We start from the raw sequence: 15258 nt of genomic DNA, 5'->3' as shown, positions 1-15258 counted from the left end.
CGCCGACGCCGTGCCGTGGTCGGTGCCGCGGCTTTGATTCTCGCGCACGCGCCGCCCGAATTCCGCATACGTCACGATGAGCGCTCGGTCCCAACGCCCAAGTTCGACCAGCGCCGAACGCATCGCCACCATGCCCGCCGCGAACTGGCGCAGCAAGTCGGCGTGACGCTGCGGCTGATTCTGGTGCGTATCGAAACCGTTGAGCGTCAGACGAATCGCCGCGACGCCGCACCCCGGCACCGGCTCGCCTTGCGGGGTGTCGGCCGACGCGAGCGCGTACATCGCTGTCTGGATCGATGCGCCGAACGCCCCCGCCGGGAATGCCGTCTTCAACGCGTAGTTACCTGGATGCGGCCGCAGTTTGTCGGCGGCGTGCACGATGTCGTTTTCGACGTCGAGGATATGGGCGAGCGCCGGGTTGCGCTCCTTGAGCGAAACCGGCCTGACGAGGCGCGAGACGCGCGCGAACTGCGCCGGATTCACGAGCGCGATGGCGCGTGCGCCGTTGGAGAGCGGCCCCATTTCGGCGCTGCCGAGCACGAGCGCGTCGGCGGCGAAGTTACCCGGCACCGGGGCGCTTGCGAATGCGCGCGTGAGCCATCCCTCGCGCAGGTATTGATCCGAGCGCGAAGCCGTGTCCCAGATCTCGATCGAGCGAAAGTGTGACAGGTTCGGCTGCGGGTAGCTCACGCCCTGCACGATCGCGAGTTCGTGCGCACGCCATATCGACATGAGGGGAGCCAGCGCGGGATGCAGCGCGGTGCGCTCGTCGAGCTGGATTGCCTGCGCGCGCGGCACGCCGATGGTTTGTCGATAGCGGTAGTAGAGCGGATCGGCGAAAGGCACGACCGTGTTCAGGCCATCGTTGCCGCCCTTGAGTTCGACGAGTATCAGCAGGTTTGCGTAGCCGTTCGCGACGCCCGGGCGCACGAACCGCGGGTCCTGCGCGCGCGCGGCGCCGGGCAGCCACAGCGCCGTGCCCGCCATCGCCACGGTGGCCCGGGCACCGGCTGCAAGAAAGTCGCGTCGCTTCATGGCTTGCCTCGCTCATCAGTGATGCAGTGCACCTTCGCGCCATCAGCCCCCCGTTCCACTGCATGCTTCATTTCAGCTGATACACCGGATCCATCAGCAGTGCCTGGAGATACGAGCCGGCACTGCTACCCGCTGCGATCGCATCGACAGGCGCGAGCGGCAGCACGGCATGCTGCATCTGCAACTGCGCAGAAATGCCGGGCGTCGCATCGGCGGTGAGGCCGAAGTGCGCGAGCCAGCCATCCAGGTCGAAGCGCATGCCGCCTTGCAAGGCCTCCGGCGCGTTCCGCATGGTTTGTGCGCTTTGCGAGACGCTTGCGGCGATCTTCGTCGCCGGTGCCGCAGACTGCGGCCGCCCCGCCTCTGTCGCGCGAAACAGCTGCTCGACGAACTGCTTGCGCGCGAGCAACGTCGAACTATTGATCCACGACACCCCGCCCGGCCAGCCCTTCACATTCGGCGGATAGAACAGGTTCTCGCCCAATGCGGCCGCACGGCGCGCAAACGGCAGCGTGTCGCCGTACGCCACGTCGAAGCGCCGCATCGTCCCGACGATGAATTCCACCGGCGAACTCACGAGCACGCCCCGGTTGCGCTCGTCCCAGAACGCGGGTGTCGTGAGCAGTGCAGCAAGCGCCGCGCCGATGTCATAGCCGCTCGCGCGAAAGCGCGCGGCGACGCCTGCAAGTTGCGCCTCCTCCGGCGTCCCGGAGATGAACTCGCGCCACAGTTTCGTGCTCACGTAACGGGCAGTTTGCGGCTGCGCGAGCAGGATGTCGAGCATCTGGTCGCCGTCGAATGGGCCGCTCTGTCCGAGCACGGTCTTTTCGCCATCGTCGTGCCAGTCGGCGCGCGAGATGAACGCCAGGGTATCGGGATCGAGCGCCCAGCCCGTATAGGCGCGCGCCGCTTCGGCAACGTCGCGCTGCGAATATTGTCCTTCGCCCAGCGTGAACAACTCCATCACCTCGCGCGCGAAATTCTCGTTGGGCCGGCCCTTGCGGTTGCCCGCGCCGTCGAGGTACTGCAGCATCGCCGGATCCTTCGCGACGGCGTGCAGCATCGTCGCGAAGCTGCCGAGCGCATGGCGTCGCAAGAGCGCGTTTTGCGCGGCCATCAACTGTGGCTCCGGGACCTTGTCCTGTCCCGAAGTGAAGTGGTTATGCCAGAGGAGCGTCATGCGCTCGGTGAGTGGCGAAGGCGTGACGAGCATTTCGCGCACCCACCACGCGCGCAGTTCGTCGTAGCGCGCTCCGCGCTGGCGCTGGGCCTCGCGGCGTTCGTCGGGCGTCCACGCACTGCGTTGCGCGCGGCTCGCCGGCACTTCATCCGCCCATGCGGGCAACGGCGTAAGCGCCTCACTGCGCGCGCCACCGATGAGCCGTGCAACCGCTTGCGCTCGCGTCATTCCCACATAGGCCGAGACTTCGCCCGCGCGCGGCGCGAAGCCCGTGCGCAAGAGCAGATGGCGGGCGTCGTCAACGTCGAGAAGCGCGGCGCCTTCGCCACTCGCCACTTGCGCGCCAGTTTCGTCGTTCGGCCTTGCCCGTCTGGAGTCGCTCATGATGAATGGTGGCGCGACGAGATTGTCGGCGTGGTCAGTCGATGTACTGGCTTAACGGTCGCGGTAAATCGTCTGTTGACAACGCCATTGCTACGGCATTTTTCAGCCTGGGGCGCGGCTTCCGATGACCCGAAATGCGCACGCGATAACGATGAAATAATGAGTGGCGCGAAAAAGAATCAACGTGAAAGCAAAGAGAAAATCGCGCGGGCGAAAAAGCAGCAACGGACTCGACACTTCATCCGCGCGCGCAGACTGCGCGAACACGCCGCACCGCGTTCAGCGCTTGTACAGTTCGCGCACGGCGTCTTCGATATGCTGACGCAAGAGGCGACGCTCGTCGGGCGTCATATGGCCGTCGCGGCGACGCTGATCGAGATCGGGGGGAACGGCTAGACGCTGATTGATATCGGATGCAGGACGCGGAATCGAGTCGGTGCGCACGCGTCGCGTTGTGGATTTGCCGCCCGGCGCGCGAGCGGGAGACTGAGCGTTTTCTGCAGAAGGCTGGGCCCGGGCGGGCACCGACTCCAGCGCAGCCACCACGCCACCGGCTAGCGCCAGTGCAAGCATGGTGTGGCGCATTGTCGGCCGTACCCCTCCCATCGTTTTGTTCCCTTCTTGACGCGGCAAACGGCTACCTCGAATACATGTCGAACCCGACTTCGCGCGGGCCTGGAATTTAAAGTCGAATGAAGTATCCACCGAACAGCCGCTGTACGTAAAGAAGTCTATCTGTCACTGCTTGCCGTCGTAGCACGGGACGGGTAAATTTTGTAACTGACTGTAACCTGATAATTGGTGCAAACTCGCATCACTATCCAATCGCGCTAAGATGCCAGGCATGGAAACCAAAAACCCGTCCAAAATTCTCGTTGTCGATGACGATCCCCGGCTTCGGGACCTGCTGCGCCGCTACCTCGGCGAGCAGGGATTCAATGTATATGTGGCCGAAAATGCCCCCGCCATGAACAAGCTGTGGGTGCGCGAGCGTTTCGACCTGCTGGTGCTCGACCTCATGCTGCCCGGCGAAGACGGCCTGTCGATCTGCCGGCGCCTGCGCGGCAGCAACGACCGCACGCCCATCATCATGCTCACGGCCAAGGGCGAAGACGTGGACCGCATCGTCGGCCTCGAAATGGGTGCCGACGACTATCTGCCCAAGCCCTTCAACCCGCGCGAGCTCGTCGCACGCATTCACGCGGTATTGCGCCGCCAGGCCCCGTCCGAACTGCCGGGCGCACCTTCGGAAACCACCGAGGTGTTCGAGTTCGGCGAATTCGCGTTGAATCTCGCGACGCGCACGCTCACCAAGGCGGGCCAGGAAATTCCGCTCACGACGGGCGAATTCTCGGTGCTCAAGGTGTTCGCGCGTCATCCGCGCCAACCGCTCTCGCGCGAAAAGCTCATGGAACTCGCGCGCGGCCGTGAATACGAAGTCTTCGACCGTAGCCTCGACGTGCAGATCTCGCGTCTGCGCAAGCTCATCGAGCCCGATCCGGGCAGCCCGCGTTTCATCCAGACTGTCTGGGGCCTTGGCTACGTCTTCATTCCCGACGGCGCGGCCTGATCCTGAGTGGCGTTTCATTGTCTGCACTGCTTCAGTTGAAACGGGAAGGATCCATGCGGATTGACCGGCGTTTGCTCACGCTCGCGTTCGGCGATCTGTTCTGGCGCACCTTCCTGCTGATCGCCCTTCTCATCGCGGTTAGCCTCGCCGCGTGGTTCCAGAGCTTTCGCGTGATCGAGCGCGAGCCGCGCGCGCAGCGCGTGGCGCTCCAGCTCGTCGCGATCGTCAAGCTCACACGCACGGCGCTGCTCTACTCCGATCCCGATCTGCGCCGCGCGCTGCTGCAGGATCTCGAGAGCAACGAGGGCGTGCGCGTGTACCCGCGCGAGACCACCGACAAATACAAGCTCCAGCCCGACGAATCGCTCAATCGTCTGATCGAGCATGACATTCGCGGTCGTCTTGGCGACGACACCATCATCGCGCAGTCCGTCAACGACATTCCGGGCGTGTGGATCAGCTTCAAGATCGACGACGACGACTACTGGGTCGCGCTCGACCGCGAGCAGCTCGACAACGTCACGGGGCTGCAGTGGGTCGGGTGGGGGGTCTCCGCGCTCGCGCTATCGCTCTTCGGGGCGGCCTTCATCACGAGTCTCGTGAACCGGCCGTTCGCGCGCCTCGCCATGTCGGCGCGCATGCTGGGCTCCGGGCAGTCGCCCGCGCCCTTGCCCGAAAGCGGCATGGGCGTGGCGGCCGAAACCAATCGCTCGTTCAACCAGATGGTGCGCGACCTCGAGCAACTGGAGGCCGACCGCGCGCTCATGCTCGCGGGCATCTCGCACGATCTGCGCACCCCGCTCGCGCGATTGCGGCTCGAAACGGAGATGAGTCCGTCCGACCAGGCGACGAAGGACGCGATGATCGACGACATCGAGCAGATGGACCTGATCATCGGGCGTTTCCTCGATTACGCGCGGCCCACCCAGCGCATGCCCGAGCGCGTCGATCTGTCGGTCATCGCGGGCGAGATGGCCGCGCGCATGGCGAGCGAAGACGGCGTGCGCCTCATCACCCGCCTCGCGCCCTCGGCCGTGATCGAAGCCGACGACACCGACATGCGCCGCGTAGTGGGCAACCTCATCGAGAACGCACGCAAGTACGGTGCAAGCGAAACCGACGGCATCCCGCACATCATGCTCGAAACGCGCGTCTCGCATTCGCGCGTCGAACTCTCGGTGGTCGACGAAGGCCCGGGCATCCCCGAAGATCAGCTCCCGCTCGTCACCCGGCCGTTCTACCGCGTGAATACGGCCCGCACCCAGGCCAACGGCACGGGCCTCGGCATGGCCATCGTGCAGCGCCTCGTGGGCCGCTATCGCGGCGCGCTGCGCCTGCGCAACCGGCTGCCAGGCCCCGGCCTCGAAGTGACGATCGAGTTCCCGCTCGCCAAGGGCGCCTAGCCCATCCTCTTAGCATCGAAACACCGCAGGCGGCGCACCCTCGCTGCACGCGCCGCCTGCTCCTGCGACAATCGCTTCCATGAGCACGCGACGCTGCGGGTTACGGGCGTCATCCGTGCGGCGTCATAGCGGGCCGCCTTGCCCGCGTCTCGTCAGAGGAACTACGCCATGAAAACCGTCGGCGACAAACTCGAGGCTTTCACCGTCACGGCCGCGAAGCCCGGCTTCAATCATCCGGAGGAAAACGGCGAATCGGCGTTCGTGGAAATCACCGATCGCAGCTTTTCGAACAAGTGGAAGGTCATCTACTTCTACCCAAAGGACTTCACGCTCGTCTGCCCCACCGAGATCATGGCGTTCGCGCGCCTCATCAAGGAATTCGAGGACCGCGAAACGGTCGTGATGGGCGGCAGTTGCGACAACGAATATGTGAAGCTCGCGTGGCGGCGCGAGGACAGCGACCTCAGTCGCCTCAACCACTATTCGTTCGGCGACGTGAAGGGCGAGCTCATCGATCAGCTCGGCATACGCGACAAGGAGGCGGGCGTGGCGCTGCGCGCGACCTTCATCGTCGATCCCGACAACACGATCCAGCACGTCACGGTCAACAACCTGAACGTCGGGCGCAGCGCCGAGGAGGTGCTGCGCGTGCTCGACGGCCTCCAGACCGGCGAACTGTGCCCGGGCGGCCGCGAAATAGGCGGCGCGACGCTTTGAAACGCTGCGCCTTCGTGCGTTATAGCCGGCTCGCGGCGGCGGCGGCGGCGCGTGCGGGCAGGCGGTTGCGTATGGCCGTTTCGAGCGGCCGCTTCCATTCGAGCACGCGCTTTTCCAGCACCTGCCACGACAGATGGGCGAGCAGCACAGCCAGGATGAACTGCAGCAGGATCGCGACGAATGGCTGCGCCACATCGGGCACATCAAGGCGCGCGTAGAGACCCGGCGCCACGCCAAGCCGCGACGGCACGAAGTTATGGAACAGATAGAAGCCATAGCTGATCGTGCCGAGATATGCGAGCGGCCGCACCTCGAGCGCGGCGACAAACGCGCTGTCCTGGCGGCGCACGAGCCAGAGGAACAGCGCGCCGAGCGAGAGCGCAAGGCCGATGTCGAAGCAACCCGGCAGCAGCGCGCCAGCCGATTGCGTCGCGCTCGCCGGTGTTTGCGCGCAATCGATGCAATCGGCACGCGCCAGTGCGAAACCCGCGATCGCCGCCCACGCCCCGACGAACCATACGGCACTCGACCACCGTGTGCGCACCGACACGCGGTCGCCAGCAATGGCCAACGCGCCGCCAAGCGCGAGCATGGCGAAATTCCATGGCGAGAACGCGTAGATCAGCGGCGCAATCGCCCCTGTTTCATAGAGTGCAAGATGAGCGCATGCAGCGGCCGCGATCAGCGCCGCGCATAGCCTGAGCTGGCGCGACGCGCGCACGAACAGCAGAACGAACGGCGCGACGAGATAGAACTGCTGCTCGGCCGCGAGACTCCAGAAATGCGAAACGGTGCCGGGCCAGCCATCGTGCACCAGGCCGACCCAGAAATTGGAGAGGAATACGAAATGCCAGGCGAGCCCCAGATCGACATCGCGCTGGTAAAAGCTCGCATGCACGATGGTGAGCGCGATGAGCAGCAGGTAATACACAGGAAAGATGCGCAGCGCGCGCTTCATGAAGAACACATATAGAAGCGCGGCCGCGCGCGCGCCGTTCTGCTCGATCTGCAGCCGGTTGCGATGCAATTCGCCGATGATCAGATAGCCGCTGATCAGAAAGAACAGCCAGACGCCGATCTTGCCCGCGTCGATTGCGTCGACGTGGGCCTTGTGGGAAAGAAATACGAGCACCACCGCGAGCGCCCGCAGACCGTCGAGGCCTTTCACGCGTCCTTGAACTCTCGCCATTGCCCTCCCCGCGTCCGGTTAGCGGCTCAGTATGGGAGCAAAAAAACGGAAATTAATCGGCAAGAAAAGCAACGGCGACGATTGCAGCTGCAATCATCGCCGTCATCTCGCGAGCAGGTACGTGCCCTGCTCGCGCCTCAACGGTTCGTTGAACGACTGGTCACGCGCGCTGGAGCAGCACGGCCGCCTGCGCTTCGATCCCTTCGCTGCGGCCGAGATAGCCGAGCTTTTCATTCGTCTTCGCCTTCACGTTGACGCGTTCCACCGGCAGGTTCAGGTCTTCGGCGATGGTCTTGCGCATCGACTCGATGTGCGGCGCGAGCTTGGGCGCCTGCGCGATTACCGTGGTGTCGACGTTCATGAGCGTAAAGCCCGCTTCCTGCACGCGGCGCAGGCATTCGCGCAGCAGCACGCGGCTGTTCGCGCCGTAGAACTGCTTGTCGGTGTCGGGAAAATGGCGGCCGATGTCGCCGAGCGCCGCCGCGCCGAACAGCGCGTCGGTGATGGCGTGCAGCAGCACGTCGGCGTCCGAGTGGCCGAGCAGGCCGCGATCGTAGGGGATCGTCACGCCGCCGAGCACGAGTGGGCGGCCGGGCACGAGCGCGTGCACGTCGTAGCCCTGTCCGATTCTGATGTCCATGTGTGGGGTTCCGGGTCGATGGGTTGCGGGGCGCTTATTCTGCGGGCCGGCTCAAGATCGCTTCGGCGAGCGCGAAGTCTTCGGGATACGTCACCTTGAAATTTCGCAGGCTGCCCTGCACGAGACGCGGCGCATGGCCGAGCCATTCGATCGCGCTCGCTTCGTCGGTGAGGTCGTGGCCGTCCTGCTGCGCGCGCTCGATCGCGGTGCGCAGCATGCCGATGCGGAACATCTGCGGGGTCTGGGCCTGCCAGAGACCGTCGCGCGCCTCGGTGCGGGCAATGCGTGCGCCTGCTGCCTCGCATGTGGCATCGTCCTTCGGCGCGACGCGCTTGAGCGTATCGGCCACGGGAAGCGCCATGATGCCGCCCACGGGATCGTCCTTGAGCGTGTCGACGAGCGAGCGGATCAGCGCGGGCGTGATGCCCGGGCGCGCGGCGTCGTGCACGAGCACCCAGTCGTCGTCGGTCGCGCCGAATTCGCCCAGCGCGCCCAGGCCGTTGTAGACCGAAGCCTGGCGCGAAGCGCCGCCGCAGCGGCGCACCGCGAAGCGCAGACCAGCGAAGCGGCGCGCGTCGAAATGATTATCGTCGGGGGAAATCACCACGAGCGTCTGCGAGAATTCGTTGCAGGCGTCGAAGGCGGCGAGCGTATAGTGCAGGAGGTCGCGTCCGGCAACGGTCCGGTATTGTTTCGGCATGGCCGATCCCGAACGGCTGCCGGTGCCGGCGCACGGAATCAGGGCAAAAAGGCGTGAAGTCACGGTGTCGCGAGCCGCATGAGTCAAAGTAAAGGACGGATTTTATAATAGGTCCCTTACCCGCACGCCGGACACCCGCAAAGACGTCCGCACCACCGGCCCGATTTCCTGGAATTCGAGCCGTGGCGCGCACGCAACCGGTCTCCCGAATGGCGCCTGGCCGCCCCGCCTCGCGCGCAAGCCGAAGCCATTCGTACGACCGTCGAGGCCCGGCCCGTGCGGCCACGCGCATGGCTTTGCACTTGAAGGCCCGAACCCGGCCCCCAAATTCCCGCGTTGCACCTCGCCCGAATTTGCCAAAATAGCGGCCACCCTACCGACACAAGCGTCGGCCACCCTGTTGCCTATGTCCGATATCGCCGCATCCTCGCAGTCACCGTCCCCTGTCGCCGTCGTCAAGCCGGGGCAGCGTTACGCGTTCGACGGCACGCACGGTTCGTCCGATGCCCTCCTGATGGCCCGCTACCGCGAAGCCGCGCGCGCCGGGGCGGCGCGTGCGCCGCTACTGGCCGTGATCTGCGCGAGCGCCGTGGACGCCCAGCGCCTCGCCCAGGAGATCCCGTTCTTCGCGCCCGAAGCGCGCGTGCGGCTCCTGCCCGACTGGGAGACGCTCCCGTACGACACGTTCTCGCCGCACCAGGATCTCGTTTCCGAGCGCCTCGCCACGCTGCACGATCTCGGCGAAAACCGTTGCGACATCCTCATCGTGCCGGCCACCACGGCGCTCTACCGCATGCCGCCGGCGTCGTTCCTCGCGGCTTACACATTCTCGTTCTCGCAAGGCGAGCGCCTCGACGAAGCGAAGCTCAAGTCGCAGCTCACGCTCGCGGGCTACGAGCACGTGAGCCAGGTGATGCGCCCGGGCGAATACTGCGTGCGCGGCTCGCTGATCGACCTCTTTCCGATGGGCTCGCCGCTGCCCTATCGCATCGACCTTTTCGACGACCAGGTCGACTCGATCCGCGCGTTCGACCCGGACAGCCAGCGCAGCCTCTACCCGGTCAAGGACGTGCGCCTCTTGCCGGGCCGCGAATTCCCGTTCGACGAAGCGTCGCGCACGGCGTTTCGCAGCCGCTGGCGCGAGGTGTTCGAAGGCGATCCGAGCCGCGCGACGATCTACAAGGACATCGGCAACGGTGTGCCCTCGGCGGGCATCGAGTACTACCTGCCGCTCTTCTTCGAAGAGACGGCCACGCTGTTCCACTACCTGCCCGAGAACGCACAGCTCGTGTTTTCGGGCGACCTCGAAGCCTCGATCCGCCGCTTCACCAACGACACGAAGCAGCGCCACAGCTTCCTCTCGCACGACCGCGAGCGCCCGATTCTGGAGCCGCAACGTCTCTTCCTGACCGACGAGGACTTCTTCGCGCTCGCCAAGCCGTTCGCGCGCCTCGTGCTGCCGGCCACGAGCGCGGGCGGCTGGGCCACGGCGCTGCCGAGCCTCGCGATCGACCGCCACGCCGACGACCCCCTCGCCTCGCTGCGCGCCTACCTCGAGACGACGAAGAACCGTGTGCTGTTCGCGGTGGAATCGGCGGGCCGGCGCGAAACCATCGCGCAGCTGCTTGCCGACAACCATCTGCGCCCCGCCTCCGCCGATAGCTACGAAGACTGGCTCACCGGCGACGAACGCTTCGTCCTCGGCGTCGCGCCGCTTTCCACGGGCTTCTCGCTGCCGGGCGAGGAGCTCGCGGTCATCACCGAGACCGAGCTTTACGGCCCCCTCGCACGCCGCGCGGGACGCCGCCGCCAGGAGCAGGCGAGCAACGTCGATTCGATGGTGCGCGACCTCTCCGAGCTGAAGGTGGGCGATCCGGTCGTCCATGCACAGCACGGCATCGGCCGCTATCACGGCCTCGTGACGATGGACTTGGGCGAAGGCGACACCGAGTTCCTGCACCTCGAATACGCGAACGGCAGCAAGCTCTACGTGCCGGTTTCGCAGTTGCACGTCATCTCGCGCTACAGCGGCGCCGATCCCGATAGCGCGCCGCTGCACGCGCTCGGCTCGGGCCAGTGGGAAAAGGCGCGCCGCAAGGCCGCGCAGCAGATCCGCGACACCGCCGCCGAGCTGCTCAACCTCTACGCGCGCCGCGCCGCGCGCGAGGGCCACGCGTTCGCGCTCGAACCGCGCGACTACGTGAAGTTCGCCGAGAGCTTCGGCTTCGAGGAAACGCCCGACCAGGCGGCGGCGATCGCCGCCGTGATCGGCGACATGACGAGCGGCAAGCCGATGGATCGCCTCGTCTGCGGCGATGTCGGCTTCGGCAAGACCGAGGTGGCGCTGCGCGCGGCGTTCATCGCCGTGATGGGCGGCAAGCAGGTGGCGATCCTCTCGCCCACCACGCTGCTCGCCGAGCAGCACACGCAAACCTTCACGGACCGCTTTGCCGACTGGCCCGTGCGCATCGCCGAGCTGTCGCGCTTCAAGTCCGCGAAGGAAGTGAGCGGCGCGATCCAGCAGATCAACGACGGCAGCGTCGACATCGTGATCGGCACGCACAAGCTGCTCTCGTCCGATGTGCAGTTCAAGCGCCTCGGGCTCGTCATCATCGACGAGGAACACCGCTTCGGCGTGCGCCAGAAGGAGGCGTTGAAAGCGCTGCGCGCGGAAGTGGACGTGCTCACGCTCACCGCCACGCCGATCCCGCGTACGCTCGGCATGGCGCTCGAAGGCCTGCGTGATTTTTCGGTCATCGCGACCGCGCCGCAAAAGCGCCTCGCCATCAAGACCTTCGTGCGACGCGAGGAAGACAGCGTGATCCGCGAGGCGATGCTGCGCGAACTCAAGCGCGGCGGCCAGGTGTACTTCCTGCACAACGAAGTCGAAACGATCGAGAACCGCCGCGCGATGCTCGAAGCGCTCGTGCCCGAGGCGCGCATCGCGGTGGCGCACGGGCAGATGCACGAGCGCGAGCTCGAAACCGTGATGCGCGATTTCGTGGCGCAGCGCGCGAACGTGCTGCTCTGTACCACGATCATCGAGACAGGCATCGACGTGCCGACCGCGAACACGATCCTCATCCATCGCTCCGACAAGTTCGGTCTCGCGCAGTTGCATCAGCTGCGCGGCCGGGTCGGGCGTTCGCACCACCAGGCGTACGCGTATTTGCTCGTCCACGATCCGCAAGGACTCACCAAGCAGGCGCAGCGGCGTCTCGAGGCGATCCAGCAGATGGAAGAGCTGGGCTCGGGCTTCTATCTGGCGATGCACGACCTGGAGATTCGCGGCACGGGCGAAGTGCTCGGCGACAAGCAGTCGGGCGAAATCCAGGAGATCGGCTTCCAGCTCTACACGGACATGCTCAACGACGCCGTGAAGGCGCTCAAGGACGGGCGCGAGCCGGATCTGAACGCGCCGCTCGCCGCGACCACCGAGATCAATCTGCACGCGCCCGCGATCCTGCCCGCCGACTATTGCGGCGACGTGCAGGAGCGCCTGTCGCTCTACAAGCGGCTTGCGAACTGCGAGCACGACGACTCGATCGACGGCATCCAGGAAGAGCTGATCGACCGCTTCGGCAAGATGCCGCCGCAGGCGCATGCGCTGATCGAAACGCATCGTCTGCGTCTCGCGGCCAAGCCGCTCGGCATCACCAAGATCGACGCGGGCGAAGCCGTGATCGGCCTGCAGTTCGTGCCGAATCCGCCCGTGGACGCGATGCGCATCATCGAGATGGTCCAGAAGCACAAGCACATCAAGCTCGCCGGTCAGGACAAGCTGCGCATCGAAACGCGCAGTCCCGACCTCGCGGTACGCGTGGCCACCGTGAAGGAGACGTTGCGCGCACTGGGTGCGCCCAATCGCGCGGCGGCCCCGCGCTAGGCGCTGTTTGCACCACTGCCGACGCCCGCGCGCACTGCCCTGCGCGCGGGCGTTTTTTGCATGGATGTTGCGCAGCGTCATGTGAGCGGTGCGCAGCCGTGATGGCGGCGCGCGCGCCGCCCGCGGCTTTGGCCTGCCCCGTTTTTTCTGTAAGATGAACAGAATCCGCAAGCTGGAGTCCGACATGGCCCTCGCCGCTGAAACAGCGCAGTCGTCCCCGTCTTCCGCCGCCCTTCCCGCCTCGCTCCCCTGGGTCACCCGCCTCGTTTCGATGGACACGGTCAGCCGTCATCCGAACCTCGGGCTGATCGAGACGGTGCGCGACGATCTGCGTGCGCGCGGCATCGAGTCGACGCTCACCTATGGCCGCGACGGCAAATGGGCCAACCTGTTCGCCACGATCCCCGCTTATGACGGCGAAACGAACGGCGGCATCGTGCTCTCGGGCCACACCGACGTGGTGCCCGTGGACGGTCAGAATTGGGACAGCGATCCGTTCAAGCCCGAGATCCGCGACGGCCTGCTCTATGGCCGCGGCACGTGCGACATGAAAGGCTTCATCGGGGCGGCGCTCACGCTGCTACCCGAGATCCAGCAGACGAAACTGGCCAGGCCCCTGCACCTCGCGCTCTCGTTCGATGAGGAAATCGGCTGCGTGGGCGCGCCGCTCATGATCGAAGAACTCATGAAGCGCGGTGTGAAGCCCGAAGGCTGCATCGTGGGAGAGCCCACGAGCATGCGCCCGATCGTGGCGCACAAGGGCCTCAATGCGTATCAATGCTGTGTGCGCGGCCAGGCCGCGCATTCGTCGCTCACGCCGCGCGGCCTGAACGCGATCGAATACGCAGCGCGTCTCATCTGCTACATCCGCGACATGGCCGACGAATTCCGCGCCAACGGCCCGTTCGACGAACTCTACGACGTGCCGTTCACGACGGCGCAAACGAGCACGATAGAAGGCGGCAACGCCCTCAACACGGTGCCGGCCGAATGCCGTTTCGCCTTCGAGTTCCGCAACCTGCCGACGCTCGACCCCGACAAGATCTTCGCGCGCATCGAACAGTACGCGCGCGAAACGCTGGTTCCGAAGATGCAGCGCGAGCATGCGGCCGGCGCGATCGAGTTCACGAAAATCGCCGCGGCGCCCGGCCTCGACGCCGCCGAGCAGGCCGCGATCACCCAGCTCGTGCGCGCACTCACCGCCGACCAGACGCGCCGCAAGGTGGCCTACGGCACGGAAGCTGGCCTCTTCGCGCGCGCGGGCATCCCGAGCGTGGTGTGCGGCCCGGGCGACATCCAGCAGGCGCACAAGCCCAACGAATATGTGGCGCTCGAGCAACTCGCCGCCTGTGAAGGTTTCCTGCGCAAGCTCGTGCACGGCATGTCCGCCGATGCGCTGGCACAGTGACCACACTGGACGCGCAAGATCATGTCCACCGACGCGCCGCTGCGCACCGACCACACCATCGACGGCGAGGCGATCCCCACCCTCGACGACATCGCCTCGCAGCATTTCGCGCTTGCGCCCTGGGTGCTGCGCACGCCGGTGTTCGACCGCCACGATCTGTCCACGCTCGAAGACACGCTCGTCAACTTCAAGTTCGAGCTGCTCCAGGCGAGCGGCAGCTTCAAGGTGCGCGGCGCGTTCACGCATCTGCTCGCGCTCGACGCCACGCAACGCAGCGCGGGCGTCACCTGCGTTTCCGGCGGCAACCACGCCATTGCGGTCGCGTATGCAGCAATGCGGCTCGGCATTAGCGCGAAGGTCGTGCTCTTTCGTACCGCGAGCGAAGCGCGCGTCGCTCAATGCAGGCGCTTTGGCGCCGAGATCGTCGTGGCGGGCAACAGCAGCGAGGCGTTCGACATCGTGCGCCGCATCGAGACCGATGAGGGACGCTATTTCGTGCATCCGTTCAACGGCTATCGCACGATTCTCGGTACGGCCACGCTAGGCTACGAATGGGCCACCCAGGCGCCCGATCTCGACGCGGTCGTCATGCCCATTGGCGGCGGCGGGCTCGCGGCGGGCGCCGCCACGGCGCTGCGCCTCGCGAACCCTCGCGTGCGCGTGTACGGGGTCGAGCCCGAGGGCTCGGACGTGATGAGCCGCAGCTTTGCCGCGAACCACACCGTGCATATGACCCATATGCACTCGATCGCCGACTCCCTCATGGCGCCACATTCGGAGCAATACAGCTACACGCTGTGCCGCCGTCATATCGAGCGCATCGTCACGGTCTCCGACGACGACATGCGCCGTGCGATGCGCGTGCTGTTCGAGCAACTGAAGCTCGCGGTCGAACCAGCGTGCGCCACGGCGACGGCCGGGCTCCTCGGGCCGCTGCGCGAGACGCTGCAGGGCAAGCGCGTGGGCGTGCTGCTCTGTGGGACTAACACCGATCCCGAGACCTTCCACCAGCAGATATCGCTCGCCTACTGAGGGCTGGCACGCGCCGCGGGCACAACGTGTGCGATCGCAGGGACTTTTGTCACGCGCACGAGATCCCTGCGGCCGGCAAAACCTTAGCAAATGTCAAATTGCTACCGCGATGCG

At 65.9% G+C, this 15258-nt stretch carries 13 protein-coding genes; 7 read left to right on the top strand and 6 right to left on the bottom strand.

Translation table 11 applies throughout. The features are described from left to right. On the bottom strand, positions 1 to 1035 hold a 1035-nt coding region (locus VSR34_RS34270), incomplete at its 3' end, for a DUF1501 domain-containing protein (RefSeq protein ID WP_342964747.1). A gap of 67 nt (positions 1036 to 1102) precedes the next feature. Next, complete coding sequence (locus VSR34_RS34265) at positions 1103 to 2599, bottom strand: DUF1800 domain-containing protein (RefSeq protein WP_342964746.1); 1497 nt, start codon at positions 2597 to 2599, stop codon at positions 1103 to 1105. Between the two features lie 159 nt (positions 2600 to 2758). Between VSR34_RS34265 and VSR34_RS34260 the strand changes: the two genes are divergently transcribed. Next, positions 2759 to 2995, top strand: a complete 237-nt coding sequence (locus VSR34_RS34260) for a hypothetical protein (RefSeq protein WP_342964748.1) — start codon at positions 2759 to 2761, stop codon at positions 2993 to 2995. Here VSR34_RS34260 and VSR34_RS34255 read toward each other — a convergent pair. Continuing rightward, entirely contained in the window at positions 2879 to 3184 is a 306-nt protein-coding gene (locus tag VSR34_RS34255; RefSeq protein WP_081716098.1) for a hypothetical protein, read from the bottom strand. The genes VSR34_RS34260 and VSR34_RS34255 overlap by 117 nt on opposite strands. A 259-nt stretch (positions 3185 to 3443) precedes the next feature. On the opposite strand from VSR34_RS34255, the gene ompR reads away from it, so the two are divergent. The 3 genes from ompR (at position 3444) to VSR34_RS34240 (ending at position 6289) form a co-directional block, all read left to right on the top strand. Continuing rightward, on the top strand, positions 3444 to 4169 hold the full coding sequence (gene ompR / locus VSR34_RS34250) for a two-component system response regulator OmpR (protein ID WP_035514479.1): 726 nt from the start codon (positions 3444 to 3446) through the stop codon (positions 4167 to 4169). A 53-nt stretch (positions 4170 to 4222) separates the two neighbouring features. Beyond that, positions 4223 to 5572, top strand: a complete 1350-nt coding sequence (locus tag VSR34_RS34245) for an ATP-binding protein (RefSeq protein ID WP_028213082.1) — start codon at positions 4223 to 4225, stop codon at positions 5570 to 5572. A gap of 168 nt (positions 5573 to 5740) precedes the next feature. Beyond that, the gene (locus VSR34_RS34240; RefSeq protein WP_028213081.1) at positions 5741 to 6289 is read left to right on the top strand and encodes a peroxiredoxin; all 549 of its coding nucleotides are present in this window, start codon (positions 5741 to 5743) and stop codon (positions 6287 to 6289) included. 19 nt (positions 6290 to 6308) lie between these two features. On the opposite strand, the gene VSR34_RS34235 is transcribed toward VSR34_RS34240, so the two are convergent. The 3 genes from VSR34_RS34235 to ispD form a co-directional block, all read right to left on the bottom strand. Further along, positions 6309 to 7478 carry an acyltransferase gene (locus tag VSR34_RS34235; protein ID WP_342964745.1) on the bottom strand — a complete coding sequence of 390 codons (1170 nt, stop codon included), beginning with the start codon at positions 7476 to 7478 and terminating at the stop codon, positions 6309 to 6311. 160 nt (positions 7479 to 7638) lie between these two features. Further along, positions 7639 to 8118, bottom strand: a complete 480-nt coding sequence (gene ispF, locus VSR34_RS34230) for a 2-C-methyl-D-erythritol 2,4-cyclodiphosphate synthase (RefSeq protein WP_028213079.1) — start codon at positions 8116 to 8118, stop codon at positions 7639 to 7641. A gap of 34 nt (positions 8119 to 8152) precedes the next feature. Next, on the bottom strand, positions 8153 to 8881 hold the full coding sequence (ispD, locus tag VSR34_RS34225; RefSeq protein ID WP_028213078.1) for a 2-C-methyl-D-erythritol 4-phosphate cytidylyltransferase: 729 nt from the start codon (positions 8879 to 8881) through the stop codon (positions 8153 to 8155). 343 nt (positions 8882 to 9224) lie between these two features. Between ispD and mfd the strand changes: the two genes are divergently transcribed. The 3 genes from mfd (at position 9225) to VSR34_RS34210 (ending at position 15144) form a co-directional block, all read left to right on the top strand. Continuing rightward, positions 9225 to 12704 carry a transcription-repair coupling factor gene (mfd, locus tag VSR34_RS34220; RefSeq protein ID WP_342964744.1) on the top strand — a complete coding sequence of 1160 codons (3480 nt, stop codon included), beginning with the start codon at positions 9225 to 9227 and terminating at the stop codon, positions 12702 to 12704. Positions 12705 to 12888: 184 nt separating this feature from the next. Continuing rightward, positions 12889 to 14112, top strand: coding sequence for an acetylornithine deacetylase (gene argE / locus VSR34_RS34215; protein ID WP_028231429.1), 1224 nt, complete (start codon positions 12889 to 12891; stop codon positions 14110 to 14112). Positions 14113 to 14133: 21 nt separating this feature from the next. Next, positions 14134 to 15144 (top strand): threonine/serine dehydratase, encoded by a 1011-nt coding sequence (locus VSR34_RS34210; RefSeq protein ID WP_342964743.1) that lies wholly within the window; start codon positions 14134 to 14136, stop codon positions 15142 to 15144. Positions 15145 to 15258 lie beyond the last annotated feature (114 nt).

The sequence above is a fragment of the Paraburkholderia sp. JHI2823 genome, assembly GCF_038900695.1.
Classification (GTDB): domain Bacteria; phylum Pseudomonadota; class Gammaproteobacteria; order Burkholderiales; family Burkholderiaceae; genus Paraburkholderia; species Paraburkholderia mimosarum.
This window is presented reverse-complemented; position numbering and strand designations above follow the sequence as displayed.

Excerpts from the sequence above, each read along its gene's own strand:
- VSR34_RS34265 (WP_342964746.1), bottom strand. The coding sequence starts at position 2,599 with ATGAGCGACTCCAGACGGGCAAGGCCGAACGACGAAACTGGCGCGCAA.
- VSR34_RS34260 (WP_342964748.1), top strand. The coding sequence starts at position 2,759 with ATGAGTGGCGCGAAAAAGAATCAACGTGAAAGCAAAGAGAAAATCGCG.
- VSR34_RS34255 (WP_081716098.1), bottom strand. The coding sequence starts at position 3,184 with ATGCGCCACACCATGCTTGCACTGGCGCTAGCCGGTGGCGTGGTGGCT.
- ompR (WP_035514479.1), top strand. The coding sequence starts at position 3,444 with ATGGAAACCAAAAACCCGTCCAAAATTCTCGTTGTCGATGACGATCCC.
- VSR34_RS34245 (WP_028213082.1), top strand. The coding sequence starts at position 4,223 with ATGCGGATTGACCGGCGTTTGCTCACGCTCGCGTTCGGCGATCTGTTC.
- VSR34_RS34240 (WP_028213081.1), top strand. The coding sequence starts at position 5,741 with ATGAAAACCGTCGGCGACAAACTCGAGGCTTTCACCGTCACGGCCGCG.
- VSR34_RS34235 (WP_342964745.1), bottom strand. The coding sequence starts at position 7,478 with ATGGCGAGAGTTCAAGGACGCGTGAAAGGCCTCGACGGTCTGCGGGCG.
- ispF (WP_028213079.1), bottom strand. The coding sequence starts at position 8,118 with ATGGACATCAGAATCGGACAGGGCTACGACGTGCACGCGCTCGTGCCC.
- mfd (WP_342964744.1), top strand. The coding sequence starts at position 9,225 with ATGTCCGATATCGCCGCATCCTCGCAGTCACCGTCCCCTGTCGCCGTC.
- argE (WP_028231429.1), top strand. The coding sequence starts at position 12,889 with ATGGCCCTCGCCGCTGAAACAGCGCAGTCGTCCCCGTCTTCCGCCGCC.
- VSR34_RS34210 (WP_342964743.1), top strand. The coding sequence starts at position 14,134 with ATGTCCACCGACGCGCCGCTGCGCACCGACCACACCATCGACGGCGAG.